20 protein-coding genes and 1 other RNA gene are annotated in these 26,960 nt (G+C 48.4%); 19 read left to right on the forward strand and 2 right to left on the reverse strand.

The annotated features are described in order from the left end of the window. Window positions 1–10: 10 nt before the first annotated feature. Entirely contained in the window at window positions 11–2,359 is a 2,349-nt protein-coding gene (locus B4E62_RS19235; RefSeq protein ID WP_331353198.1) for a TonB-dependent receptor, read from the reverse strand. 241 nt (window positions 2,360–2,600) lie between these two features. Between B4E62_RS19235 and rnpB the strand changes: the two genes are divergently transcribed. Next, an RNA gene (gene rnpB / locus B4E62_RS19240) (RNase P RNA component class A) lies at window positions 2,601–2,983 on the forward strand. 44 nt (window positions 2,984–3,027) lie between these two features. Here rnpB and B4E62_RS19245 read toward each other — a convergent pair. After that, window positions 3,028–3,726 carry a hypothetical protein gene (locus B4E62_RS19245; RefSeq protein WP_331353199.1) on the reverse strand — a complete coding sequence of 233 codons (699 nt, stop codon included), beginning with the start codon at window positions 3,724–3,726 and terminating at the stop codon, window positions 3,028–3,030. A gap of 538 nt (window positions 3,727–4,264) precedes the next feature. Here B4E62_RS19245 and mraZ point away from each other — a divergent pair. The 18 genes from mraZ (at window position 4,265) to secA (ending at window position 26,937) form a co-directional block, all read left to right on the forward strand. Then, window positions 4,265–4,711, forward strand: a complete 447-nt coding sequence (gene mraZ, locus B4E62_RS19250) for a division/cell wall cluster transcriptional repressor MraZ (protein WP_331353200.1) — start codon at window positions 4,265–4,267, stop codon at window positions 4,709–4,711. Between the two features lie 8 nt (window positions 4,712–4,719). Next, complete coding sequence (gene rsmH / locus B4E62_RS19255; RefSeq protein WP_310075344.1) at window positions 4,720–5,649, forward strand: 16S rRNA (cytosine(1402)-N(4))-methyltransferase RsmH; 930 nt, start codon at window positions 4,720–4,722, stop codon at window positions 5,647–5,649. A gap of 80 nt (window positions 5,650–5,729) precedes the next feature. Continuing rightward, window positions 5,730–6,086: a cell division protein FtsL gene (ftsL, locus tag B4E62_RS19260; RefSeq protein ID WP_331353201.1), complete on the forward strand. Its 357-nt coding sequence runs from the start codon at window positions 5,730–5,732 to the stop codon at window positions 6,084–6,086. Beyond that, a complete protein-coding gene (locus B4E62_RS19265) occupies window positions 6,083–7,906 on the forward strand; it encodes a peptidoglycan D,D-transpeptidase FtsI family protein (RefSeq protein WP_331353202.1) in 1,824 nt (607 codons plus the stop codon). The genes ftsL and B4E62_RS19265 overlap by 4 nt, the downstream gene beginning before the upstream one ends. Beyond that, window positions 7,906–9,483 carry a UDP-N-acetylmuramoyl-L-alanyl-D-glutamate--2,6-diaminopimelate ligase gene (locus tag B4E62_RS19270; RefSeq protein ID WP_331353203.1) on the forward strand — a complete coding sequence of 526 codons (1,578 nt, stop codon included), beginning with the start codon at window positions 7,906–7,908 and terminating at the stop codon, window positions 9,481–9,483. Before B4E62_RS19265 ends, B4E62_RS19270 begins: the two co-directional genes overlap by 1 nt. Next, complete coding sequence (locus tag B4E62_RS19275; protein WP_331353204.1) at window positions 9,480–10,871, forward strand: UDP-N-acetylmuramoyl-tripeptide--D-alanyl-D-alanine ligase; 1,392 nt, start codon at window positions 9,480–9,482, stop codon at window positions 10,869–10,871. Before B4E62_RS19270 ends, B4E62_RS19275 begins: the two co-directional genes overlap by 4 nt. Beyond that, window positions 10,871–11,953 (forward strand): phospho-N-acetylmuramoyl-pentapeptide-transferase, encoded by a 1,083-nt coding sequence (gene mraY / locus B4E62_RS19280; RefSeq protein ID WP_310075331.1) that lies wholly within the window; start codon window positions 10,871–10,873, stop codon window positions 11,951–11,953. The genes B4E62_RS19275 and mraY overlap by 1 nt, the downstream gene beginning before the upstream one ends. Before the next feature lie 74 nt (window positions 11,954–12,027). Further along, on the forward strand, window positions 12,028–13,368 hold the full coding sequence (gene murD, locus B4E62_RS19285; RefSeq protein ID WP_331353479.1) for a UDP-N-acetylmuramoyl-L-alanine--D-glutamate ligase: 1,341 nt from the start codon (window positions 12,028–12,030) through the stop codon (window positions 13,366–13,368). After that, window positions 13,365–14,564 carry a putative lipid II flippase FtsW gene (gene ftsW / locus B4E62_RS19290; protein WP_331353205.1) on the forward strand — a complete coding sequence of 400 codons (1,200 nt, stop codon included), beginning with the start codon at window positions 13,365–13,367 and terminating at the stop codon, window positions 14,562–14,564. The genes murD and ftsW overlap by 4 nt, the downstream gene beginning before the upstream one ends. Continuing rightward, on the forward strand, window positions 14,561–15,667 hold the full coding sequence (murG, locus tag B4E62_RS19295; RefSeq protein WP_331353206.1) for an undecaprenyldiphospho-muramoylpentapeptide beta-N-acetylglucosaminyltransferase: 1,107 nt from the start codon (window positions 14,561–14,563) through the stop codon (window positions 15,665–15,667). The genes ftsW and murG overlap by 4 nt, the downstream gene beginning before the upstream one ends. Before the next feature lie 37 nt (window positions 15,668–15,704). After that, on the forward strand, window positions 15,705–17,093 hold the full coding sequence (murC, locus tag B4E62_RS19300; RefSeq protein WP_331353480.1) for a UDP-N-acetylmuramate--L-alanine ligase: 1,389 nt from the start codon (window positions 15,705–15,707) through the stop codon (window positions 17,091–17,093). 14 nt (window positions 17,094–17,107) lie between these two features. Further along, window positions 17,108–18,079: a D-alanine--D-alanine ligase gene (locus B4E62_RS19305; RefSeq protein ID WP_331353207.1), complete on the forward strand. Its 972-nt coding sequence runs from the start codon at window positions 17,108–17,110 to the stop codon at window positions 18,077–18,079. A 25-nt stretch (window positions 18,080–18,104) separates the two neighbouring features. Beyond that, window positions 18,105–19,214: a cell division protein FtsQ/DivIB gene (locus B4E62_RS19310; protein ID WP_310075319.1), complete on the forward strand. Its 1,110-nt coding sequence runs from the start codon at window positions 18,105–18,107 to the stop codon at window positions 19,212–19,214. Between the two features lie 56 nt (window positions 19,215–19,270). After that, complete coding sequence (ftsA, locus tag B4E62_RS19315) at window positions 19,271–20,509, forward strand: cell division protein FtsA (protein ID WP_310075316.1); 1,239 nt, start codon at window positions 19,271–19,273, stop codon at window positions 20,507–20,509. A 50-nt stretch (window positions 20,510–20,559) separates the two neighbouring features. After that, on the forward strand, window positions 20,560–21,741 hold the full coding sequence (ftsZ, locus tag B4E62_RS19320) for a cell division protein FtsZ (protein ID WP_331353208.1): 1,182 nt from the start codon (window positions 20,560–20,562) through the stop codon (window positions 21,739–21,741). Between the two features lie 132 nt (window positions 21,742–21,873). After that, window positions 21,874–22,785, forward strand: coding sequence for a UDP-3-O-acyl-N-acetylglucosamine deacetylase (lpxC, locus tag B4E62_RS19325; RefSeq protein WP_331353209.1), 912 nt, complete (start codon window positions 21,874–21,876; stop codon window positions 22,783–22,785). A gap of 334 nt (window positions 22,786–23,119) precedes the next feature. Further along, entirely contained in the window at window positions 23,120–24,049 is a 930-nt protein-coding gene (locus tag B4E62_RS19330; protein ID WP_310075305.1) for a peptidoglycan DD-metalloendopeptidase family protein, read from the forward strand. A gap of 155 nt (window positions 24,050–24,204) precedes the next feature. Beyond that, window positions 24,205–26,937 (forward strand): preprotein translocase subunit SecA, encoded by a 2,733-nt coding sequence (secA, locus tag B4E62_RS19335; RefSeq protein WP_331353210.1) that lies wholly within the window; start codon window positions 24,205–24,207, stop codon window positions 26,935–26,937. Window positions 26,938–26,960: the final 23 nt, after the last annotated feature.

Raw genomic sequence — 26,960 nt, forward strand, 5'->3', positions numbered from 1 at the left:
CTCTCGCGGATTAAAAGCGAATGGTTCCCTGTAGGGCTATATTTCTTGGGCGTTCGTAGAAGGCGTAATAACCTGTGCCGCTCGATACTGTAGTCGCTACTGGTAAACCGTTGGCATAGGTAACTACCGATTCGTCCGTCAGGTTTTTGCCGATCAATGCCAATTCCCACATGTCATCGTTACCGCTCAGCGCAATACGAGCATTAATTTTGGTGTAGGACGGCTGCTCAAACTTGGGATCCAATGACGGTGTGGTCAGGTACTCAGTGCTATAAATGACGTCCAATGTGTTAACTAATTTGAGGCCATTGCTGAAGTTCAAGGTGTAATCTATGCCCATATTGCCCTGAATTTCCGGGGTGAATTCACGGCGTTTGCCGGTGGCATCACACACAGTTGGGTTGTTTGGGTTGCGCTCGGATGCAGGTTGACCAAAGTAGCATTGCGAGTTGGGGAAATCGGTGTATTCAAAATCGATGTAGGCTGCGCCACCGCGCAACATAACGTTATCAATGACTGCCCAGCGGCCATCAACCTCAAGGCCTTGCACTACAGCTTCACCCGCATTGGTCACGTTGAAGCTGAGGCTGCCATCGAACTGGCTGGTTTGCATATCTTCGAATTCGGAGCGGAAAGCTGCGACATTCAACTCTGCGGCGCCATCAGCCAATACAAGCTTGGCGCCTGCCTCGAAGTTTCTGACCTTTTCCTCTTCAAATTCCCAAGTGCCCTCAATATTCGGGTAAATACCATCCAATGCATTAGGCGCGGCGTTGGCACGGACATCAAAACCACCGGATTTAAACCCTGTGGTGTAACTGAGGTAGACCATGTCGGTACCCCAGAAATCGTGTTGGAATGTGATAAGTGGCGTAAAGCCGGATTCATCTCGATCACCTTTAACTGCATGAGGATCGATCTTGAATTGGCTCCAGATCAGGTTGTAAGGCTGTGCTGTCGTGCCCTGAGGTAGCGTCACGCCAGTATTGCTAACGTGATACTGGTGACGACTAGCTTCTTTGGTTTCCTGGGTATAGCGAGCTCCCACGATCAATCGCGACAAATCGGTGAAATTCCATGTCCCCTGGGCGAATATTGCGCCCAGATCCGTATCTTGTTCGAAGTCGCGCTGGGTTGACGCACCGCGCAGTAAATTGGCGGCTTGGGCCCCGAGTAGTGAGGAGAAAGCGGTGGCGATAAAGCTGTCAGTGGGAACGCGCACTGCATCATGGAATTTCAGCGAGCTGCTCTGGAAAAACACGCCTCCGAGATAGCTGATAGTTTCATCTTCTGGTGATGCGATACGCAGTTCCTGACTGACCTGGCTGTAATCTTCGTCTGAAAGGATGTTAAAGCCGGACGCACCGGTAAAATCACAATCGCACAACTCTTGATAGGTGTAGGCGTTGTAGCCGGTAACCGAGGTAATTGTGTGCTCGCCCAGTTCCCGCTCGATGTTGAGTGTGATGTTTTCAGTATCGTTATAGCTGTAGTCGCCGTTCGATTGGCGCTTCCAATCGTGGGTCGTATCAAGTTGATAGGCGCCTTGGGTGAAGAACGATAAGGCATTCGCGTAAGATCCACCTACCGGTTTAACAACTTCAATGTTGCGCCCATTGCTGTCGAAAGATCCATCTTCCATCTTGAGGGTAATGTCCCACAGGTCGCTCGGTTGCCACTGCAAGGTCGCACGGATCACACGATTTTTATCACCGGATTCATCGCGATCCAGCGTGGTGTTCTCCATGTAGCCATCGAGGCTGCTTTGCAAAATGGCAAGGCGGCCACCGACGGTATCGCTGATTGGGCCTGACAATATCAAGCGCACATCCTGCTCGCCGTGTTCCGGCTCATAGAGCGCACTGAGTTTTCCTTCCAGCTCATCACCCGGTTTGGCGGTGGTAATGCTGATCGCACCTGCAGTAGAGTTTTTGCCGAAGATAATACTTTGCGGGCCGCGCAGGACTTCTACGCGTTCGATATCCAAAAAGGGCGCGCGCGACAATTGCGCACGACCATAATGAATACCGTCGATAAATTGTGCCGCAGACTGCTCAAACCCCTGGTTTACACCGGAGCTGATGCCGCGGATAGCAATGTTGGTGCCTATACCGGTCTGGGTCATATTGAAGCTGGGGATGTAGTCCGCCATGGTTTCGATATTCGTGATACCGGCAGATTCGATTTTCTCCCCCCCTAGTGCATTCACCGACAATGGAACATCGCGCAGGCTTTGCGGACGTTTTTGAGCGGTTACCATCACCTCTTCAAGTGCTGGGCTATCATCTTGGGCGATTGCAGGTGCAGTCAGAGATAAAGCTATAGCCGCTGCGAGAAGGTTGTGCTTGTGCGCTTTCACGGGAGAGTCTCCTTGGCTTTTATTGTGAAATTTGTGCGTGAAGAGTATTTATTGCCCAAAGTTGGGCAATAAATACTTGTTAATTAATAGCTTAAAGTGGCAAAAATACCAGTTAATGAAAAGCTTTGCTCCAAAGTGGGAATAAGGCTGCCACTTTTGGTGACGAAGTTCGCAAAAAAAGTGTTTTTTGTTCAAAGGCTGAACTTGCGCTTGTTGATTCTGGCGAGTAATGTGCGACCTCGGAGTCGGCCCGACAGTCGCTCTGGTGTTAACTGAATAGCTCTCTTGAGTGTTATCTGGTGCATCGGGGAGGAAAGTCCGGGCTCCATAGGGCAGAGTGCCAGGTAACGCCTGGGAGGCGCGAGCCTACGGAAAGTGCAACAGAGAGTAGACCGCCTAAGCGTTCGCAAGAATGCCGGTAAGGGTGAAAGGGTGCGGTAAGAGCGCACCGCGCAACTGGCAACAGGCTGCGGCATGGTAAACCCCACTCGGAGCAAGACCAAATAGGAATCCATTGGTGCGGCCCGCATCGGATTCGGGTAGGTTGCTTGAGGCTAGCGGTGACGCTAGTCCCAGATGAATGACTGTCCACGACAGAACCCGGCTTATAGGCTGACTCCGTTTTTATCCATTCTTTGCATTGATTATGTTTTTTTATCGCACCTTGCCTAAGGTGTGATGCATCGCAAACTGACTGTCTTTATCTGTTTAATCCTCAACAAAGTTAGCCCCAGAACCAGCATTAAGATGCTTGATGGTTCGGGCAGTTTCGTATCAATACTAAGCTTGTAGTAGTAAGTTGCAGAGCTCCACGACCCAAGGATAATTGAACCAACATTTTGACTGGTTAAATCAAATGTATGTTTGTACCCCGAAATAGGAGCGCCAAAGTCTCCTGTAATACCTAAGGGTATAATTGTCTCGCGTCTGATCAGGTTACCTTGTGGTGTGAAAAGGAAAGCAAATTGCTCGTCCCCGTTAAAGTTCTCTGCCTCAAATCCGAAGCTCAATACGGGTTGCGTAAATGTGATTGCGATGGCGCTATAAATTGCGTTTTCTTCAGGATAGTTTGCCGGGTCATTAAGGGTATCCTGTAAATTGCCAAGGCCATAAGTATCAGATTTGCCATTGATTGAGCCAAAGTACTGGGAGTAATTTCCCAAAAACTCGGTGTTTGCCTGATTCACAATGAGTGGGCTCATAATAGCTTGCTTGTTTTGCTCTTTGCTTACCCAATGCAGTATTGCTGAGCTGCCAAAGCTGTTGGTGATGTTCTCGCCAGTCTTCAAGTCATTGGCATTAATAAATCCACCGAAAGCGTTGGCGGCGAATATGATTGAGAGCAAGAAAATGAGTGTCTTGTTCATTATAAAAACTTCCTAGTTTGATGAAGGCTTATTGTCCCACGGGGATAGCTTCAGATTCTGTTGCATCGATCATACATATCGATCATTTTCGGTGCAATGAGGCGGGACTTGCATTAAAAGTGCCCTCTAGGTTAGGCTGCCTGCTTTGGCATGTACCGCTACTTTTTTAGGTACGATGCTCCTAAATTCCAGCCTTTTACTGCTCGCAGATCCTGATTTGTGCTTTCTTGCCTGCTGTATAGATCTAATCCTTATATAAATCCCTAATTTTCACTGCAAAATAATTCCAAACTTAATGTTTTACATTAAGTTTGGTTTCTATCATTTTGTTTTTGTTGTTTAAGTTGGTTTTTGTGGGCGTTTGCTTTTGTATTTTCCCTTCTTGTTTGCCGACGTTTGCCGATTTTTCCCGTGATTTTATGCGCCTTTTGGCAATTGCTTGCTTGACTTTGCATCCCCCCGATTTATAGTGGGCGTCGTGGGGAAATGTGGGTAATTGTGGATTTTTGTGGAAAATAAACCCGGCAAGTGGTGAAACGTGTCCGATTTAACAGGTAGTCATTCGATCAGCATGGACCCTAAGGGTCGCATGGCGATTCCAGCGCGCATCCGCGACTCGCTGGCAGCGTCTGGTGCTGCGCGTCTATGGGTGACTGCTCACATGTATGAACGCTGCTTGCTGGTTTATTCCGAAGCCGAATGGCAGCCAGTACTTGCCAAGGTTCAAGCACTTCCCGCCGGTAATGAGCATGTTCGCCGGATTCAGCGCCGTTTTATCGGGCAGGCAGTGAATCTTGAGATGGATGCGAACGGCCGTGTTCTGGTTCCCCCCACCCTGCGCGAATTTGCGCATCTGGATAAAAAACTCATGTTGGTTGGTCTGGGTAATAAGTTGGAGCTGTGGGATGAAGACAGCTGGAACGCCCTGATGGATCAGCCGGCTGAAGGCGATATGCCAGCCGACTTACAAAACCTCTCTTTCTAGGTGCCGGCGTGGCTGACTCACAACATATAACCGTGCTCTTGAATGAGGCGGTCGCGGCGCTAGTTACCGATACATCGGGCTTTTATGTAGATGGCACCTTCGGGCGCGGCGGTCACAGTGCACTGATTATGAAGCAGTTATCTGTCGATGGTCGGCTTCTCGGAATCGATAAAGATTTGGCTGCGATAGCCACTGCCAATGCCCGCTTTGCGGATGATGACCGTTTTTCCATTGCCCATGGCTCTTTCGCAGAGCTGGCGCAGTTAGTTGCTGAGCGCGATATGACCGGGAAAGTCGCTGGTGTATTGCTGGATTTGGGGGTGTCGTCACCACAGTTGGACGAGGCCGAGCGCGGTTTCAGCTTTATGCAGGATGGCCCACTCGATATGCGAATGGATCAGACCCGCGGCCAAAGTGCGGCGGAGTGGGTTAATACTGCAAGTGAAGACGATATCACCTGGGTGTTTAAAGAGTATGGAGAGGAGCGTTTTGCCAAGCGGATGGCGCGAGCCATTATCGCCGAGCGCCAAAAGACTCCATTCACGCGCACCAAGCATTTGGCGGAAGTGATTAAAGAGGCGAATCCAGCGTGGGAAAAAGGTAAGCATCCCGCAACGCGCGCCTTCCAGGCAATTCGTATTCAGGTCAACAGCGAGTTGATCGATCTTGATTCGGTGTTGGAGCAGGCTCTCGCCGTTCTCGCTCCCGGTGGTCGCTTGGTAGTAATTAGCTTTCACTCGCTGGAGGATCGTGCGGTCAAGCGCTTTATTCGTCGTCAGGAGTTGGGAGATCCTGTACCCAAAGGCCTGCCGATTCGCGATGACCAATTAAATAAACGTATGCGCTCGCTCGGCAAGGCGATCAAAGCGAGCGACGAAGAGGTGAATGCCAACGTGCGCTCGCGCAGCGCCGTTATGCGTGTGGCGGAGAAGTTGTAAATCCCGGTTTTGCGTCACTAGCGGTAACCCGATCTACCAGTACGAGATCACTCGATAAATTTATAAACTCCAGGGATTCCATGAACAGAAGTCACCCATCACAACCAAAGCCGCTATCACCAGGTGTCATCTTGGTTGTGGCGTTTTTGTGGGTGGCAACAGTAGCGTCTGCGATAGGGGTGGTCGCCACGACACAAGTAGTCCGTCGCGATGTAAACAGCCTTGAAACCCTGCGTCGTGAAGCATCCCAACTGCAAGTGCAGTGGGGGCAATATCTGCTCGAACAAAGTACCTGGGCGGCCTATGGCCGTGTAGAAAATGCAGCAGTTTCTGAACTCAATATGATGGCACCAACGCCGGAAGAGATGGTGATGATCTCCGGTAACCATGTGATTGAAAAGCACAGCCAGGCAGAGCCTGCGGCAGGTGGACAATGAATCGCCCCTCGGCATTCGAGCCGCGTACTGCGCGCCCACCAGTGCAGCCTGCACGCAAGCCGCTGAAGGTTGCGCGCTGGCGCTTCTATGGTGTCGGCATTCTGTTGGTGCTGTTGGTGATGGTGCTAATTGGTCATGTTGCCAGCCTGCAAGTTTTACCCAATGCCGATAAAGGCTACGAATTCCTGCAGGATCAAGGTGAGTCACGCACCCTGCGCACGGAAGTTATCCCTGCGTATCGCGGCGTGATTACCGATCGCAATGGCGATCCGCTAGCGGTGAGCACGCCGGTATCCACGCTCTGGGCAAATCCCAAAGTGTTATTGCAAGCCCCGCATCGCTGGGGTGAATTGGCGCAGGCGCTAAAGCTCAATAAAGCCGAATTGGAAACACGCCTTGCACGCTACGGTACAAAAGAATTTATGTACTTGCAGCGTCAAATGTCTCCCGAAGCCGCGCAAGCGGTTTTGGTATTAGATATCCCCGGTGTTTACGAGCAAATTGAATACCATCGTTATTACCCCGCTGCAGAAGTTGCTGCGCATTTAGTCGGAATGACGGATGTGGATGATCGCGGTCAGGAAGGGATGGAGCTAGCTTACGATGCATGGCTCACCGGTGAGAACGGCGCGAAAGAAGTTGTGAAAGACTTACGTGGCCGCACCGTAAAAGAGTTGCGTCTGGTGAAAGCGGCGCGTCCGGGGCAAAACCTCACACTCAGCATTGATCTGCGTTTGCAATATCTCGCTCATCGCGAATTAAAAAAAGCAGTGGAAGATGCTGGTGCAGTTGCCGGTTCGATCGTGATTCTGGATGTGCTCACTGGCGAAGTGCTCGCCATTTCCAATTTACCCTCTTATAACCCGAATGATCGCACCCGCGCGCGCGGTGCTGGTTTGCGCAATCGCGCGATTACTGATTTGTATGAGCCGGGTTCTACAGTGAAACCCTGGGTAATTCTCGCTGCGCTGGAAAGTGGCAAATTTAAATCGGAAGATATTATTGATACCAACCCCGGTTACTTTATGGTTGGTAGTAAGCCAATCAAAGATCATCAAAACTATGGCGCGATGGATTTGGCAATGGCAATTGCAAAATCATCCAACATTGCGATGACTAAAATTTCCTTTGCATTAGATACCAATACCGTGCGCGACATGTATGAACGCCTGGGTGTTGGCCAACCTATAGGTACCGGGTTTCCCGGCGAATCTGCCGGGCATTTACCTGTGTTGAAGCCCGCGCAAAAAATTGAGCGCGCCAATTTTTCTTATGGCTATGCGCTCAGCAGCACGGTGCTGCAAACCGTGCAAGCGTATGGAGTGATAGCAACTGGCGGTGTTAAGCGTCCGGTTTCATTATTGCGCGTGGATACACCGCCGGACGGCCAGCGTGTTGTTGAGCAAAAATACACCAACCAGGTAAAAGAAATGCTTAAGCGCGTGGTATCTGCTGAAGGTACTGGTAGTAGAGCGCGTGCGATTTCCTATTCGGTAGCGGGAAAAACCGGCACTGCTTACAAGGCTGTAAATGGGAAATATTCCAGCTTACAAATTAGTTCGTTTATAGGCATGGCGCCGGTCGATAATCCGCGCATTGTGGCTATGGTCGTGATCGACGAACCCAAGGGCGGCGGCATTATGGGAAACGGTGGTATTGTTGCGGCGCCCGCATTCTCCAAAGTAGCGGAAGATGCGCTGCGTATGTTGCAAGTTCCGCCCGACAATATTCGCGGTGCAGATGATAAAGCCTTAACTGCAGAGCCTGCGATTAAAGCTGCACCTAAAAATCCTGTTCATGACGAGAGGTCAGAAACCTGATGGCCACTCATTATCAAACTCACAGTGTTGCGCTTGCCGATCTATTACCCGACCTGGTTCTGGATAAAGCGGCCAGTATTATGGTGCGCAATTTATGTCTCGATACCCGCCAATTAAAAACAGGTGATGCATTTATAGCGTTGGCGGGAATTAAGGTTGATGGCCGTAATTTTATTGCTAAAGCGATTGAGTTGGGCGCCGCAGCAATTTTGGTTGAGGCTGATAAAAACTGGCAGGGTACTGCGTGGATAGGCGCGGTGCCCGTTATTGCAATCGATAATTTGCCTTCCCGTGTGAGCGAAATTGCCGGTCACTTTTTCGGTGAGCCGAGCAAAAAAATTCAATTGATTGGTATTACTGGCACTAACGGTAAAACCACGTGCAGTCTGCTGGCAGCACAATTGCTTGCACGGTTGCAAAAAAAATCGGCCGTTGTTGGGACTATCGGTTACGGTTTGCTGGATACCTCGGTAATCGCACCGCTTGCGCAACAAATCGGCTTGCTCACATCAACAGGTCTAACAACGCCTGACCCAATTACGTTGCAGCGTATTTTGAGCGAATTGGTTGGTGGTGGTGCTGCTTCGATTGCGATTGAAGTGTCATCACACAGTTTGCAACAAAAGCGTGTTGCTGGTTTACATTTTACCAGTGCGATTTTTACCAATCTCACCCAGGATCACTTGGATTACCACGGTGATCTAAACAGCTACGGCAATGCAAAAGCGCAGCTATTGCAAATGCCGCAGTTGAAAACAGCCATTATTAATCTTGATGATGATTGGGCAAGTAGTTTGGTGAAAAAAGCCCCGACCAATGTAAACATCATTAGTTACTCAACCGAAAAAATAGCCGACGTTTACGCAACAAATGGTGAACTGCATGCACAAGGTGTGCGTGCACATTTGCATACTCCCTGGGGTGAAGCCGATATAGATTCGCCATTATTGGGGCAATTTAATCTTAGTAATTTGCTTGCCGTGATTGCTGCTTTGGGAGCACAAGGATTTAAGTTAGAACAATTGTTGCCACTAATTGCGCAATTAGAACCTGCTCCTGGCCGCATGCAGTTAGTCACGGTCGATCAATCTGCGCAAGAAATTCAAGTCATTGTCGACTATGCCCATACGCCGGATGCGCTCGAAAATACCTTGAATGCAATTCATCAACACAAAGCCGGCCGCGTGTGGACTGTGTTTGGATGTGGTGGTGATCGCGATAGAAGCAAGCGCCCGCAAATGGGAAAAATCGCTGAGCGCTTGAGTGATTATGTAATCGTCACGAATGACAATCCACGTTCAGAAGAGCCTTCAAGTATTGCGGCAGAAATTGTGCGCGGTATGAATCACCCAAGCGGTTGTTTGGTGATTGCCGATCGCGCTCAGGCAATTGATTTTGCCGTACAACAAGCCAAGGCGGGCGACATAGTGTTAATTGCGGGTAAAGGTCACGAGGATTACCAAATTTTCGCAACCCAAACCCTTCCCTTCAGCGATAGCAAACACGCGCGCTTGTCGTTGCAACGCCGTATCGCCAAACATGAAAATGACAATCAGTCACCCGAGGCTCACTCATGATCAAGCCTCTTACTTTAAAGTGGGTTGAAGAATTTATTGCTACCAATAAACCCTTGCGTGCAGTTACTGCACAGCTGAAACAGGGCGATGTGGAATTTACCCGTGTGAATACTGATTCGCGCACCCTGGCAGAAGGCGAATTATTTATTGCCCTGCGCGGTGAGCGTTTTGATGCGCACGATTTTATCAATGATGCTGTTGCGAAAAAACCTTGTGCCCTGGTGGTTGAGCGGTTTTTCCCCGACATCAAATTGCCGCAATTAGTTGTCAGCGATTCGTTGCTGGTACTTGGCCAGATTGCAGCGCTCAATCGCAGTTTATTCTTACGTCCGATTATTGCGATTACGGGTAGCAGTGGCAAAACCACCGTTAAAACCTTGCTCTCCGGCATTCTTGCCGAGTGCGGTTCAACGCACGCGACCAAAGGTAATTTTAATAATCATATTGGTGTGCCTTTAACGCTGTTGCAGTTGGAAGCGCATCATGAATTTGCGGTGATTGAAATGGGCGCGAGTGGCCCGGGCGAAATTGAGTACCTTTGCTCACTCGCCAAGCCGCAAATTGCGATGGTGAATAATGTGATGGCTGCGCATATCCAGGGCTTTGGTTCCTTGCAAGGTGTGGCGCGTGCAAAAGGTGAAATTTATGCAGCACTGCCGACTACCGGTACTGCAGTCGTCAATATCGATGATCGTTTTGCCCCGGATTGGTTGGCGACCTTAACCAATCGTCGAATTATTCGTGTTTCCTTTCAAAATCGCGACGCTGATTGTTTTGCGCAGGATATTGAACCTAGTGCTAACAGCATTGAGTTTTCTATTAATTTGCATGGTGCATCTACGCAGGTCAGCGTCAATGCACAAGGTGAGCATAACGTGCGCAATGCGTTAATGGCTGCTGCCTGTGCGTCGGCCGTGGGCGCAAATTTGCAACAAATTAAACAAGGCTTGGCGAGTTTTGCTCCCGTTGCCGGCCGCATGAGTCGTCACATTGGCTTCAATGAAGCGCAAATTATCGATGATAGTTACAACGCTAACCCAGGTTCAGTGCGTGCCGCTATAGATGTGCTCGCGCAAAAATCACAAGGTATTTTGGTGTTGGGTGATTTGGGTGAGTTGGGACCGGAAGCGCCGCAGTTACACACTGAATTAGGTGAGTATGCCCGTGCAAAAAAAATCGCCAACGTATTTACCGTAGGCAAGCTCAGTGAAAATGCCTCGCGCGCGTTTGGTAAAGGCGCGCTGCATTTTGCCGATCAATCGAGCTTGGTCGAACATCTGAAAAAAATTGCCAATAAGGATACCACTTTACTTATAAAAGGCTCGCGCAGCGCCGCTATGGATCTAGTTGTGCGCCAGCTCTGTGATTCAGCGGGGGGCTCACACTAATGCTGTACTGGCTATCAGAATACTTACAAGAATATCTGCGCAGCTTTGCAGTGTTTCAATATTTAACCGTGCGCGCCATTTTAGGTGTGCTTACCGCATTAGGTATTTCGTTATTACTCGGCCCTTGGTTCATTCGCCGGTTAACCGAATTACGTATCGGCCAATCGGTTCGCAACGACGGTCCGCAATCCCATTTGAGTAAATCCGGCACACCGACCATGGGTGGTGCATTAATTTTATCGGCCATTTTTATCAGCACCTTGTTGTGGGCTGATTTATCCAACCGTTATGTGTGGGTTGTGTTGATTGTCACTGCGATTTTTGGTGCGGTAGGTTGGGTCGATGATTATCGCAAAGTCGCAAAGCGCGATTCACGTGGATTGCCAGCGCGTTGGAAATATTTTTGGCAATCCATAGCCGGTTTTGGCGCGGCGATATTCTTGTATTACACCGCGCAGAGTCCAGCGGAAACTCAATTGTTTATTCCCTTCTTCAAAAATGTCGCGCTCGATTTAGGTTTGTTCTACATCGTCTTCACCTATTTCGTGATCGTTGGTACCAGCAATGCGGTTAATTTAACCGATGGCTTGGACGGCCTTGCGATTATGCCAAGTGTGATGGTGGCCGGTGCTTTGGCATTGATCGCCTACCTTTCGGGTCATTCACAATTTTCACAATATTTGAATATTGCCTACATCCCCGGTGCGGGTGAATTAGTGGTGTTTTGCTGTGCATTAGTGGGTGCCGGTCTGGGATTTTTATGGTTCAACACTTACCCCGCCCAAGTATTTATGGGTGATGTAGGCGCGCTGGCATTAGGTGCTGCATTGGGTTTGATCGCAGTAATCGTTCGCCACGAAATCGTACTATTTATTATGGGCGGTATTTTTGTACTGGAAACCGTGTCAGTGATTTTGCAGGTAGCTTCATTCAAATTAACCGGTCGCCGTATTTTTCGCATGGCGCCTATTCATCATCACTTTGAATTAAAAGGTTGGCCGGAGCCGCGTGTGATTGTGCGTTTTTGGATTATCACCTTGGTGCTGGTGTTGATTGGCCTGGCGACATTAAAGCTGCGTTAGATAAAGCCTGATGAAGGCCGTGAAATTTATTAACTGTTAAACAAGAATGCGAGAGAGAAAACACAGTGAGCCAAATGATTGCCACCAGTAAAGTAAAAGCGATTATCGGCACCGGTATCACCGGGTTGTCGGTGGCGCGCTTTTTGGCGGCACAAGGGCAGGCGTTTGTGTTGATGGATACGCGCAGCAATCCGCCCAATCTTGAAAAAGTCAAACACGAGTTTCCCGGTGCCACCATTATTTGTGGTGAATTGGATCTGCACACCTTGTTGGCATGCGATGAAATTATTGTCAGCCCCGGTGTGGCAATTGCAACTCCGGCAATTGAGCAAGCCAAAGCTGCGGGCATTTCTGTTGTTGGTGATATCGAATTATTTGTGCGCGCGGCGAAAGCACCGATTGTCGCGATTACTGGGTCCAATGCCAAAAGTACAGTTACAACGCTAGTGGGTGAGATGGCTAAGGTGGCAGGCATGAATGTTGCCGTGGGCGGCAACTTGGGTACACCAGCACTGGAGTTGCTAAATGATGCAGTTGAACTTTATGTAATGGAATTATCCAGTTTCCAATTGGAGACGGTTACTAAGCTCAATGCCAAAGTGGCCACCATTTTAAATCTCAGTGCTGATCATCTGGATCGTTACGAAAACATGCGCGCTTACATTCTTGCGAAGTTGCGCGTGTATTTTGGTGCTGAGCATATTGTGGTAAATCGCAAAGACATTCTGACCCATCCACCTTTGGCTGCGGGTGTTAAACCTGTTTATTTTGGTGGTAATGCCGACTTTGGCAGCTTCGGTTTGATTCAAGATAGTGATGGTGAATTTCTCGCAAAAAATCTTACGCCATTAATGGCAACAAAAGAATTGAAAATTCGTGGTCGCCATAATGTCGATAACGCGCTTGCCGCCTTGGCATTGGGGGATGCAGCAGGCATTCCTATGGATGCCATGCTTGCCACCTTGAAATCGTTTAGTGGTTTGCGTCACCGCTGCGAATATGTCGCAGAAAAAAATGCAGTGGAATTTTATAACGATTCCAAAGGCACCAACATAGGCGCAACCCTTGCAGCTATCCAGGGCTTGGCGCGCGACCCACAACAATTAATCGTTATCTTGGGTGGCGAAGGTAAAGGGCAGGATTTTACTGAGTTGACGCCTGCCTTGCGCTCAATTAATAGCAAAGTCGTTTTAATTGGTCGCGATGCACCGATTATTGCCGAGGCTATTGGTGATGCGGCGAGAATTATTTATGCCGATTCAATGCAAGATGCGGTCAACAAAGCCTTCACAGCTGCAAAATCTGGCGATGCAGTGTTGTTGTCTCCCGCTTGCGCCAGTTTCGATATGTTTAAAAACTATGAAGATCGTGGTGAAAAATTCTGCCTCGCCGTGCAGGAGTTAGTTGCATCATGATTAACGCGACCACCCATTTCAATCAATTGCCCCTGAGCCAACGTATCGATTGGCCGTTGTTGTGCTTATGGTTAGCACTTATGTCAATTGGTTTGATTATGGTGGCTTCCGCTTCAGTTTCTTTTGCGGCGCTGACCTATAACGATGCCTGGTTTTTTGCCAAACGCCACGCGGTGTATATGTTGCTCGGTATCGTGCTAGCGATGTTTGTGGTGTGTGTACCAATGAGTGTATGGCAGCGTTATTCAGGACATTTTTTATTACTCACTTTTTTCTTGCTGGTAATTGTATTGATTCCCGGTATTGGTAAAAAAGTGAATGGAAGCCAGCGCTGGTTCAGTCTTGGTGTGATATCCATTCAAGTGTCTGAGATCGCCAAATTTTGTGCAGTGGTATTTTTTGCCAGTTTCTTTGCGCGCCGTTATCAAGAATTACATTTTGGCTGGCAAGGTTTTCTGAAGCCCTTAATGGTTGTCGGTGTATTTGTGGGCTTATTGTTGTTGGAGCCAGACTTTGGTAGCTCGGTAGTCTTGAGTGCAACCGTATTCGCCATGATGTTTATTGCCGGTGTGCGCATGCTGCACTTCCTGCTATTAATTGTTATCGGTGTCGGTGGCTTGGCAGCTGTTGCTGTACTTTCCCCTTACCGTATGCAGCGTTTGATTACCTTCCTTGACCCTTGGGCTGACCAATTTAATACCGGCTACCAACTCACCCAGTCGCTGATTGGTTTTGGCCGGGGTGAATGGTTTGGGCTGGGCTTGGGTAATAGTTTGCAAAAGCTGTTCTTTTTACCTGAAGCGCACACCGATTTTATTTTTGCAATTATCGCGGAAGAATTTGGTCTGATTGGTGCGATTGTTTTATTGGGCATATTCGCTGCGTTGATCCTGCGTATTTTTAATGTGGCTAAACAAAATTTAGCCGCTGGAAAAATGTTCCCGGCTTTAGCCACATTTGGTATTGCGATTTTGTTTTCGTTCCAGGTCTTTATCAATATGGGCGTTTCCTCAGGGTTACTCCCGACAAAAGGTCTGACCTTGCCTTTTATTAGTTACGGTGGCAGTAGCTTGTTAATTTGTTGCGTGTTAATGGCATTTGTAATGCGCGTCCAATGGGAACTTGCTGGATATGTTCCTGCCGTGCCGGAAGTTGCAAAAACTCCCCGTAGAAGTTTGGTGGAGGCGGCGACATGAATACCCCTGCCGCAAAAAATCTCTCGGTGTTAATCATGGCCGGTGGTACCGGTGGCCATGTGTTTCCCGCATTGGCTGTAGCCGAGGAATTGCGCACGCGCGGTGCAACGATCAATTGGTTAGGAACTGGGCGCGGAATAGAAAATCGTTTGGTTCCTGCAGCAAATATCAAATTGCATCTTATTAAAGTAGAGGGTGTGCGCGGTCGCGGTCTGATCGGACTAGTAAAGGCACCATTCCTGATTATGTATGCATTGCTGCAAGCCTTGGGTGTCATGCGCCAGATTAAACCGGATGTAGTCTTAGGTTTTGGTGGCTTTGCATCTGGCCCTGGTGGGTTAGCAGCAAAATTATCCGGTATACCTTTGGTTATTCATGAGCAAAATGCAGTAGCAGGAACAACCAATCGTTTGCTTACAAAGGTTGCAAATAAAGTGCTCGCTGCATTTCCTAATGCTTTTGGTGATGCTGGTAGTGAGCAGGTTGTCGGCAATCCGGTGCGTGAACAGATCAAAAATCTTTCTGCCGTACAAGATCGGTACGCTGAAAAGGCGCAACAAAAGCTGCCGTTACAACTGTTAGTTGTTGGCGGCAGTTTGGGTGCAAAAGCGATCAACGAGTTGGTGCCGAAAGCGTTGGCAGAACTGCCGCTCGATGCACGTCCACAAGTCTGGCATCAAACTGGTAAAGGTCATGCGGAAGCGACGACGGCTCTATATATGCAGCATCAAGTCAATGCCAAAGTCACCGAGTTTATTGATGACATGGCGGCTGCTTATGCCTGGGCTGATGTAGTGATTTGCCGTGCAGGTGCGTTAACTGTATCGGAATTAATGATGGCTGGTGTTGCCTCTATATTAATTCCATTGCCGAGTGCGATTGATGATCACCAGACATTTAATGCAAAAAATTTAACCGAAGCCGGTGCTGGTATCGCGCTGGTGCAAAAAGATTTAACGGCAGCAAAATTAGCTGCTTTGTTGTTAACCGAATTAGCTGACCGCAATCACTTGATGTCGATGGCGGAAAAAGCGCAGCAATTGGCCAAGCCTGATGCTGCTGTGCAAGTGGCTGATATTTGTGAGGAGGTAGCCCGTGGATAAATCTACACACACGTCCATAGGTCATTGTGTTCCAGAAATGCGCCGTATTCGCCGTATTCATTTTATTGGAATTGGCGGTGCAGGTATGAGTGGCATCGCTGAAGTGTTGTTGAATCAGGGCTATGAAATTTCCGGTTCTGATATTAAAGCGTCCAGCGTTACCGAGCGTTTGGTCAGTAAGGGCGCGACGGTATTTATTGGCCATTCAGCAGATAATGTTCGCGGTGCGGATGTCGTGGTGAATTCCAGCGCAGTGAATGCGAGCAATCCGGAAATGCTGGGGGCGCGCGAATTGCGTATCCCAATCGTGCGCCGCGCGGAAATGCTGGGCGAGTTGATGCGCTATCGCCACGGTATTGCAGTAGCGGGCACCCATGGCAAAACCACCACTACCAGTTTGCTCGCATCAATTCTTGCGGCGGCAAAACAGGATCCAACGTTTATTATTGGCGGCTTGGTCAATAGCACAGGTACCAATGCACAATTAGGTGCGAGCCGTTATTTGGTTGCTGAAGCCGATGAAAGCGACGCATCGTTTTTGCATTTACAGCCAATGGTCGCAATTGTTACTAATATCGACGCTGACCATATGGAAACCTATGGTGGCGATTTTTCCAAGTTGAAAAAAACCTTTATCGAATTTTTACACAACCTGCCGTTTTACGGCTTGGCAGTACTCTGCGGCGAAGACCCCGTGATTCGCGACATTATTCCGGAAGTGTCGCGCCCGATTCTGACTTACGGTTTTGGCGATCATTGCGATTTCCGGGCGATCAATATCAAGCAAGACAAAATGCATTCCGAGTTTGATGTGCTTCGTCCAGGGCACGACAAACCATTGCATATCCGCATCAATATTCCTGGCATTCACAATGTATTGAATGCAACGGCGGTAATTGCAGTAGCAACCGATGAAGGTATTAGTGACGAAGCAATTCAATCTGGCCTTGAAAACTTTCAAGGTGTTGGCCGCCGCTTTCAAGTCTACGGTAATTTTCCGGTGGGCGACGGCGAAGCAATGTTGGTCGATGATTACGGCCATCACCCACGTGAAGTGGCTGCCGTTATTAAAGCGGTGCGCGATGGTTGGCCGGAGCGTCGCTTGGTAATGATTTATCAGCCACACAGGTACACGCGTACGCGCGATCTGTATGAAGATTTTGTTGAAGTACTTTCGACGGCGGATGCGCTGATTATGTTGGAAGTCTATAGCGCAGGTGAAGATGCGATTCCCGGGGCTGACAGTCGCCATCTCTGCCGTAGTATTCGTGCGCGCGGTGTTATCGAACCCATTTTCGTGGAAACGGTTGATGGCGTTCCGGCAATAGTGAAAGACATAGTGCGCGCGGGTGACATAGTGATCACACAAGGCGCAGGTAATGTGGGTGTTCTCTCCCCTGAATTAGCAAAACGACAATTGCGTTAGAGGTTAATCAAGTGATGCAAGCAGTAACTCTGCCGATCAGTGAAACATTGAAAAAACAATTGGGCCGCGTAGGTGTGCTCTTTGGTGGTTTGTCGGCTGAACGTGAAATTTCCCTGCAAAGCGGTGCGGCGGTTATCGCTGCTTTAGTTGAAGCGGGTGTTGAACATGTTGCTATTGATGTGGGCGATAACATTATTGCAGATATTAAGGCTGCAAATATTGATCGCGCGTTTCTGATTTTGCATGGCCCTGGTGGTGAAGATGGCCGTATTCAGGCGCTGCTCGAATTTTTAAATATTCCTTACACCGGCAGTGATGTTGCTTCATCGGCGTTGGCGATGGATAAGTTGCGTACTAAACAATTGTGGCGCGGCGTAGATATCAATGGGGTGCAAGGTTTACCTACACCGGAATTTGCGGTACTAACCCAGGGTTCTGATTTTGCAAAAGTACTGGCAACTCTGGGCGGTGAAGTCATGGTGAAACCGGCCAATGAAGGTTCAAGCATTGGCATGTCTCGGGTGAATAATGCTTCAGATCTGGAGCTTGCGTTTCAAAAAGCCGCGCAATACCAAGGCAGTGTGTTGGTGGAACGCTTGATTGTGGGAGCTGAATACACAGTTGCGATTTTGGATGGTGAGGCTCTGCCACCGATTAAGTTGGAAACTGATCACACGTTTTATGATTTCAATGCGAAATATATTGCCGACGATACTCGCTACCTTTGCCCCTGTGGTTTGCCTGCTGAAAAAGAACAGGAATTAAAAACGCTCGCACTTAATGCTTTTACTACGGTGGGTTGTCGCGGATGGGGGCGCGTCGATGTGATGGCAGATGCGCAGCAAAACTTTTATCTGTTAGAGGTCAATACCGCACCGGGTATGACCAGCCACAGTTTGGTCCCTATGGCAGCAAAAGCGATTGGGTTGTCATTTGCAGAGTTGGTGCTCACCGTTTTGCGCGCAAGCCTCGCGGTGAAAGTATAAATGCGCAGTGGCTATGTGAATAAACATGCGTGATATGAAAGGCGAGCGCATCGAACCGAGGATTGGTAACGAGCGAGACGATGCCGAGGTGGCAAAATCGACGCGCCGCAATCGCGCCGCTGAAACTGCGCGCGATAGTCGCAGTGAATCTGTAGCGACCAGCCGAATAGTGCGCGATGTGTTACTGGATAGTCCATCATCGCGTTATGTTCCACCGGATTTGCCGGTTGCCCCACAAGATGGAACGGTAAAACGTGAGCGCGGTTATACCAAGGCATCACCTCAAGGGCGCAGGGAGCGTGAAACGAGACAAAAAACAGGGCGCGCTGAAAAGAAGTTTTGGCAAAAATGGAACTTCTCTTGGGTCAATCGCAAATTAGGTGCAGTTATTTTTGTGATTGGGCTGTGTTTCGGGATTTATTGGGTCAGTGGTCCCGTTGCCAAAGTATTTGAGCGGCCAATTAAAAGTGTAGTTGTGGAAGGCGATTTTAATTTCATCACCAAACAGCGTGCGACTGAGCTGATCGGCAATGAAATCGATGGCGATTTTTTGCAGTTGGATTTGATGCAGCTGAAAAATGCGTTGCTAGGTGATCCCTGGGTAGAAAAAGTGACGTTGAATCGTCGCTGGCCGGATACCTTGGTCGTTAAGATTTCTGAACAAAAGCCAATTGCCCGCTGGGGTGATGGATTTTTAAATCAGCGTGGAGAAATTGTCCTTGTTGATGAAGCAAGCAAACTTTCCGGCTTGCCTTGGTTGCAAGGAAGTGAAGCCGATGCACCGGAAATTTTGCAGCAATATCAGGATTTATCCCAACTTTTGCGTTCACGTGGGTTGGAAGTTATCGCATTAAAGTGCGATAACAAAAAATCATGGCGATTAACGATAAAAAATCACGTAGAAATTGCACTTGGACGCGATCAAGTGATGGAAAAAATGCGTAGATTTGTTACTGTATACGACACGCATTTAAGTAATGTTTGGTTGGATGTAAAAGCAATAGATTTACGATACACAAATGGAGTTGCAGTGCGTTGGGTAGCTGACTCGGCAACGGCAAAAAAGTACATAAAAAGCCAAGCTCAAGTAAAGCTACCTAGTCCAGCGGCTCCGAATACTCCACAGATTAATTGAACAAGAAAATCGCCAGTTGCTTGAATTGGCTCACTACTGGCAAATGAGGTTTATGAATGGCAAACGCTAGCGACAACAAAATGATTGTAGGCCTGGATATAGGCACATCCAAGGTTGTCGCTATCGTTGGCGCGATCACCCCGGAAGGACAATTGGAAATTGTTGGAATTGGTTCGCACCGTTCTAATGGTTTGAAAAAAGGCGTGGTTGTGAATATTGAATCGACCGTGCTGTCGATCCAACGTGCTATCGAAGAAGCAGAATTGATGGCAGGTTGCCAAATTCACTCGGTTTATGCGGGTATCGCCGGTAGCCATATTCGCAGTTTGAACTCACACGGTATTGTGGCGATTCGCGATCGCGAAGTATTTTCCCAGGACTTGGAACGCGTAATTGATGCGGCGCAAGCAGTGGCAATCCCCGCGGACCAAAAAATCCTGCACATTTTGCCGCAAGAGTTTTTGATTGATGACCAGGATGGCGTAAAAGAACCCTTGGGTATGTCAGGTGTGCGCCTGGAGGCCAAAGTGCATTTGGTCACTTGCGCGGTGAATGCGGCACAAAATATTGAAAAGTGTATTCGTCGCTGCGGACTGGAAGTGGAAGACATCATTCTTGAGCAGTTGGCTTCCAGCTATTCGGTGTTAACCGATGACGAAAAAGAATTAGGCGTGTGTGTAGTGGATATCGGCGGTGGTACCACCGATATCGCCATTTTTAAAGACGGTGCAATTCGTCACACTGGCGTTATCCCGATTGCAGGCGATCAAGTGACCAATGACATCGCCATGGCATTGCGCACTCCAACACCTAACGCAGAAGAAATCAAAATTAAGTATGCCTGTGCGCTCGCGAAATTAACCAGCCCGGATGAGACCATCAAAGTGCCAAGTGTTGGTGATCGTCAACCGCGCGATTTGTCCCGTCAGGCGCTCGCTGAAGTTGTTGAGCCGCGCTACGACGAATTATTTACGCTGATCCAAGCAGAGCTGCGTCGCAGTGGTTATGAAGATTTAATTGCGGCGGGGATTGTATTGACTGGTGGGACTTCCAAAATGGAAGGTGTTATCGAGTTAGCAGAAGAAATTTTTCATATGCCCGTTAGGCTCGGTGCCCCACAGAACATTCGCGGTTTATCCGATATCGTAAACAATCCCATTTATTCGACGGGTGTAGGTTTGTTGATTTACGCCATGAAGCAACAACAGGGTAGTAGCCGCTCATCGACTACGACCAAAGAATCGCAAGGTTCAATTTTTAGCAAGATCAAAAAAATATTCCAGAGCAATTTTTAACCAAATTTTATTTCACAGATTGAGTCAAGGGAAACAAAAGGGGTGTGGCCATGTTTGAATTAGTTGATAGCATTCATCAGAACGCAGTAATCAAAGTGATCGGTGTTGGTGGTGGCGGCGGAAACGCGGTCAAACACATGATCGCCAGTAAAATTGAAGGCGTAGAATTTATTTGCGCCAACACCGATTCGCAAGCATTGAAAGATATAGATGCGCGCACCGTATTGCAGCTTGGCAATTCCATGACCAAAGGTCTGGGGGCTGGCGCTAATCCGGAAATCGGTCGTCAAGCCGCGATGGAAGATCGCGAGCGCATCGCTGAAGTATTGCGCGGCGCAGATATGGTATTTATCGCCGCCGGTATGGGTGGTGGTACAGGTACGGGCGCTGCGCCAGTTGTTGCTGAAGTCGCGCGTGACTTGGGCATTTTGACTGTTGCGGTGGTGACCAAGCCTTTCCCATTCGAAGGCCGCAAGCGCATGGTAATTGCGGATGCCGGTATTAAAGAGCTGAGCGAACGTGTTGACTCGCTGATTACAATTCCTAACGAAAAATTGTTGTCAGTTTTGGGAAAATCAACCAGCTTACTCGACGCTTTCAAAGCGGCAAACAATGTATTGCTCGGTGCAGTACAGGGTATTGCAGACCTGATTATTCGCCCGGGTATGATCAACGTAGACTTTGCTGACGTAAGAACAGTTATGTCGGAAATGGGTATGGCGATGATGGGTACCGGTCGTGCGACTGGTGAAAATCGTGCACGCGAAGCAGCTGAAGCGGCGATTCGCAGTCCATTGCTGGAAGATGTGAACCTGCAAGGCGCGCGCGGTATTCTGGTTAACATTACCGCTGGTATTGATCTGTCTTTGGGTGAGTACTCTGAAGTGGGCAGCATCATTGAAGAATTTGCTTCAGGTGATGCGACTGTGGTCGTGGGCACGGTTATCGATCCTGAAATGACTAACGAGCTGCGCGTTACTGTGGTTGCAACGGGTTTGGGGATTGCAAAAGCGGCTGCGGCGGCGAAGGAAGTAAAACCAGCGCCAACCAAAGTGATCGACAATACCCGTCGTCCGGCAACTCCACCCGTAGATTATGCAGCGCTTGATCGCCCTGCACATCTGCGTGCTAACGCGCATTCATCCAACGCGGCTGCTTTGGCTGCACCTTTGGGTGATAAGGAATTGGAATATCTTGATATTCCTGCTTTCCTGCGTCGTCAGGCGGATTAATCGGCTTTTGGCTATAGGGGAGATTGCCAGTTTTAACTGGTTGGTAGTTTCCCTGATTGGTAACATGCCCATGAAAATCAAGCCGTACCTGCTGTGCGGTGTTGAAACGGTAAGACGAGTAAGGGGTAGAAAATGATCAAACAGCGCACGCTTAAAAATGCGATACGTACTACCGGTGTCGGTTTGCATACAGGGGATCAGATCCATCTGACCCTTTTGCCAGCCCCCGTTGATACGGGCATAGTCTTTCGCCGTGTGGATTTGAATCCGCCGGTAGAGATCAAAGCAACCGCGAAAAATGTAGGAGAAACGACACTTTCTACCTGCCTGATCAAAGATGACGTCCGTGTTTCAACTGTTGAACACTTGATGTCGGCTATGGCCGGGTTGGGTATTGATAATGCGATTGTCGAATTAAATGCGCCTGAAATTCCGATCATGGATGGCAGCGCCGGTCCCTTTGTGTTTTTGATTCAATCTGCCGGTGTCCAGGAACAGAATGCGCCTAAAAAATTCGTCCGCATTAAAAAGGAAGTATCCTTGAGGGATGGCGACAAGTTCGCCAGTTTTATCCCTTTTGATGGCTTCAAAGTGTCTTTTTCTATCGAGTTTGATCATCCCGTATTTAAAGATCGTCGCCCGCAAACTGAACTTGAGTTCTCCAGCTCGACCTTTGTGAAAGACATCAGCCGTGCACGCACCTTTGGGTTTATGCATGAGATTGAATATTTGCGCTCCAAAGGCTTGGCTCGTGGCGGCAGTATGGATAACGCGATTGTGGTGGATCAATACAAGATTCTTAACGAGGATGGCCTGCGTTTTGAAGACGAGTTTGTGAAGCACAAGGTGCTGGATGCCATCGGCGATTTATACATGCTGGGTAATAGTTTGATCTGCGAATACAAGGCGCATAAGTCGGGGCATTCATTAAATAATCGGGCATTGCGATTGCTAATTGAGCAGCCGGATGCCTGGGAGTTGGTCACATTTGAGGAAAACCAGCAATTACCTATTACTTATATGCAGCCCATAGCGGCAGCTTGATTCCATTTGGCGCAGTGTTCGTTTTGTGAACGCTGCCTAAATTTCTACTTGTTAAAACCTTCCTATCTGTGCGATATTTCGGACATGCACTCGTTTGGGTGTGTTGCAAGGAATTTCCGCACTGCCATATTTCCTTCGTGAAATTTGTGTAACTGGCTGTTTTAAAACACTTTTTATTAGCAGCTCAATAACCTGAAAGTGTTTTTATTGGATGTCAAACTGCGTCTCGCCTGGAAGTGAGCCGCGATCTGAAAGTCGAAATTTTTATCGAAAATCCTATCGGGTAAAGCCCGAAGCGAACGGTTTTTTAACCTATAAAAAAGTAGATTTCTGAATGAAGATTATTATCGTCAACAAAGATCATGCGCAGGCTCGCAGTTTTACCCTGGGTGGGTGGACTCGTGCGTTCCTGTCCGTATGTCTGCTGGGGATTCCCACCTTTGTTGGCGCTTGGGGTTATAGCTGGCTGGTATCTGACGAGCGCGATGGCTTCTTTAATACTGACACCAAAGCTTGGATGGATATTCTTTCTGCACGTGAATCTGAAATTGAACAGGAGCGTGAAGCCTCCGAAGCACAGATAGCGGCGCTGACGAGTAAGATGGGAGAATTGCAGGCGCGCTTGATGCGGCTTGATGCCCTTGGTGAAAAGCTCACCTCGGCTGCCAACCTGGAGCAGGGGGAATTTGATTTCAGCCAAGTCCCTGCACTTGGTGGCCCCTCCAAAGCGAGTCCGGATACTCTTTACGCCACCCCCGATTTTTTTGCTGCAATAGATCAGCTATCCCAACAAGTCGACAGCCGCGAGCAACAACTCAATACCATAGAAGCATTGCTTACCAACCGCAGCTTACAGCAGGAGACTTTGGTTTCCGGTGCGCCTGTTGCCAATGCATGGGTTTCGTCGCGCTATGGTTATCGCAAAGATCCCTTCACGGGCAAGACCGAGTTTCATTCGGGGATAGATTTCACTGCTCGCAAAGGCAGTAAAGTCAGTACGGTTGCCGCAGGTATTGTCAATTGGTCCGGCCGCCATCCTGAATATGGCAACATGGTTGAGATCAAACACGGCGATGGTTTGGTTACCCGCTATGCGCATAACACCTCTAATCTTGTTAAGGCAGGTGACGTCGTAAAAAAAGGGCAAGTGATTGCCCTGTCGGGGTCGACCGGGCGATCGACAGCACCCCATGTCCACTTTGAAGTTTATAAAAATGGCCGCGTGGTCGATCCTGCCAGTTATATCCGCCGCACCAACCGCTAAGTTTTTCCCTCCAGCTGACAGCAGATTTCACACTTGCTTTAGTTAGCACCTTCCTATTTACTTGCCAGCCTTGCCTTCAGGCACATTCAGGTTGTTTTGCCTGTATTCGCTGAGCAAAATTTATTCAGTCTATTGGATTTTCACGGTATTAAAAAATGATCGGTAAGTTAATCAAAGCAGTTTTTGGTTCAAAAAATGAGCGTGAATTAAAGCGCATGAATAAAGTTGTGATGCGTATTAATGCACTTGAGCCGGATATGCAAAAGCTCAGTGATGAGCAGCTCAAGGCAAAGACAGCAGAATTTCGCGAACGTTATCAAAAGGGTGAAACCCTCGACCAATTGTTGCCGGAAGCGTTTGCAACCGTGCGTGAAGCAGGACGCCGTGTGTTAGGTATGCGTCATTTTGATGTGCAGATGATTGGTGGTATGACTTTGCACGAAGGCCGCATTGCAGAGATGCGTACCGGTGAAGGTAAAACCTTGGTGTCTACACTGCCGAGTTATCTTCATGCTTTGGCAGGTAAAGGTGTACACATTGTTACCGTGAACGATTACCTCGCAAGCCGTGACGCCAACTGGATGATGCCGCTCTATGAATTCTTGGGAATGACGGTTGGTGTCATTCAATCCATGCAGCCACAAGCGGTTAAGCGAGCTGCGTATGCTGCTGATGTTACTTACGGCACCAACAATGAATATGGTTTTGATTATCTACGCGATAACATGGCGTTGAGTAAGCGCGATAAGGTTCAGCGCGATCTTAATTTCGCTGTGATCGACGAAGTGGATTCGATTCTTATTGATGAAGCGAGAACACCGCTGATTATTTCCGGCGCAGCAGAAAATAGTGCGGAAATGTATAAGCGTGTTAATCAGTTAGTATTAAAACTGAAACGCCAGATTGATAACGGTGAAGACGGTGATCGTCGCGTTATTACTGACCCAGGCCATTTTAGTGTTGATGAAAAATCGCGTCAGGTTGAACTAACGGAAGATGGCCATCAAAAAGTAGAAGATTTATTGATTCAAGCGGGCTTGTTACAGCCCGATCAAAATCTTTATGCGGCGAATAATCTGTCGCTATTGCATCATGTTAACTCTGCTCTGCGCGCTCATGCACTTTTCCATCTGAATGTGGAATACATCGTTCAGGAAGGACAGGTGGTATTAATTGATGAGCACACTGGTCGTACCATGCCCGGTCGTCGCTTGTCGGAAGGTCTTCATCAGGCGATTGAAGCCAAAGAAGGCGTTGCGATTCAAAGTGAGAGCCAGACTCTTGCATCAACTACATTCCAAAACTACTTCCGTCTCTATCCAACCTTGTCCGGTATGACCGGTACCGCAGATACCGAAGCTTATGAATTCCGTGAAATTTATGGCTTGGATGTGGTGGTAATTCCTACAAACAAAACTGTATTGCGTTTGGATATGAACGATAAGGTTTTCCTGTCGCTCGAAGAAAAATATCTCGCAATTGTTGAAGATATTAAATTGTTCCAAGCGAAAAATGCCCCCATTTTGGTGGGTACCGCATCGATTGAAACTTCAGAAGAAATGTCGCGTCGTTTGACTGCTGCAGGCATTAAACATCAAGTGCTCAATGCAAAATTCCATGCACAGGAAGCTGAAATTATTGCGCAGGCTGGTCGCCCAGCGACTGTGACAATTGCAACGAACATGGCTGGTCGCGGTACTGATATTGTATTGGGTGGACGTTGGGAATCTGATGTGGCCAAGCTTGAAAACCCAACACCAGAGCAGATTGAGGCTGTTAAAGCTGAGTGGAAAATTCGCCATGAAACTGTGCTGGCTGCCGGTGGTTTACACATTATCGGTACTGAGCGTCATGAATCGCGCCGCATAGACAACCAGTTGCGCGGTCGTGCCGGTCGTCAGGGTGACCCCGGTCTTACGCGTTTTTATTTGTCACTGGAAGATAATTTAATGCGTATCTTTGCCTCCGAGCGCGTGCGTAATTTTATGCAAGCATTGGGTATGGAAAAGGGTGAGGCAATCGAGCATCGCATGGTGAATAACGCTATCGAAAAAGCCCAGCGTAAAGTTGAAGGCCGCAACTTTGATATTCGTAAACAACTGCTTGAATTTGATGATGTAGCTAACGATCAGCGTCAAATTATTTATCATCAGCGCAATGAATTATTGGATGCCGACTCAATCCGCGAAACCATCACTGCAGTTCGCGAAGAAGTGGTAGATGATTTGGTGAATGGATTTATTCCGCCACAATCCATTGAAGATCAATGGGACGTTCCTGGTTTGGAAAAGCAAATTGAAACCGACTTTGGTTTGCGCTTGCCTATTGCCAAATGGTTGGAAGAAGACACTCGTTTGCATGAAGAAACTTTGCGCAAGAAAATTCTGTCAGAAATACAGGGTGTCTATGATGCGAAATGTGAGCGTGTTGGCGAGATAATGCTGGAAATTGAAAAGCAGGTTATGCTGCAAGTGCTTGACAATGCGTGGAAAGATCACCTCGCTACTATGGATCATCTGCGTCAGGGGATTAACTTGCGTTCGTATGCGCAAAAAAATCCAAAGCAAGAATACAAACGTGAGGCGTTCGAACTTTTCCAAAGTTTATTGATGACTGTGAAGCGAGAGACTGTCCATTTGATGGCGCGTGTTGAGCCGATTTCGCGCGAACAAATGGAAGAGATGGAGAATCAGCGTCGCGAAGAATTGGCACGTCAAAAAATGCAGTTGCGCCACGATGAGCTTTCTGCGCTTGGGCAGCCAGAGGAGCCACAAGCAGCAGCTCCTCGTGCGCAAGTGGTGCGCGAAGGGCGTAAGATCGGGCGCAATGATCCCTGTCCTTGTGGCTCTGGTAAAAAATACAAAAGTTGTCACGGTTCTTTAGAATAATGTTTACTGCCAGAGCCTCGCAA

The sequence above is a fragment of the Cellvibrio sp. UBA7671 genome, from assembly GCA_002483145.1.
In the GTDB taxonomy this organism is placed as follows: Bacteria; Pseudomonadota; Gammaproteobacteria; order Pseudomonadales; family Cellvibrionaceae; genus Cellvibrio; species Cellvibrio fibrivorans.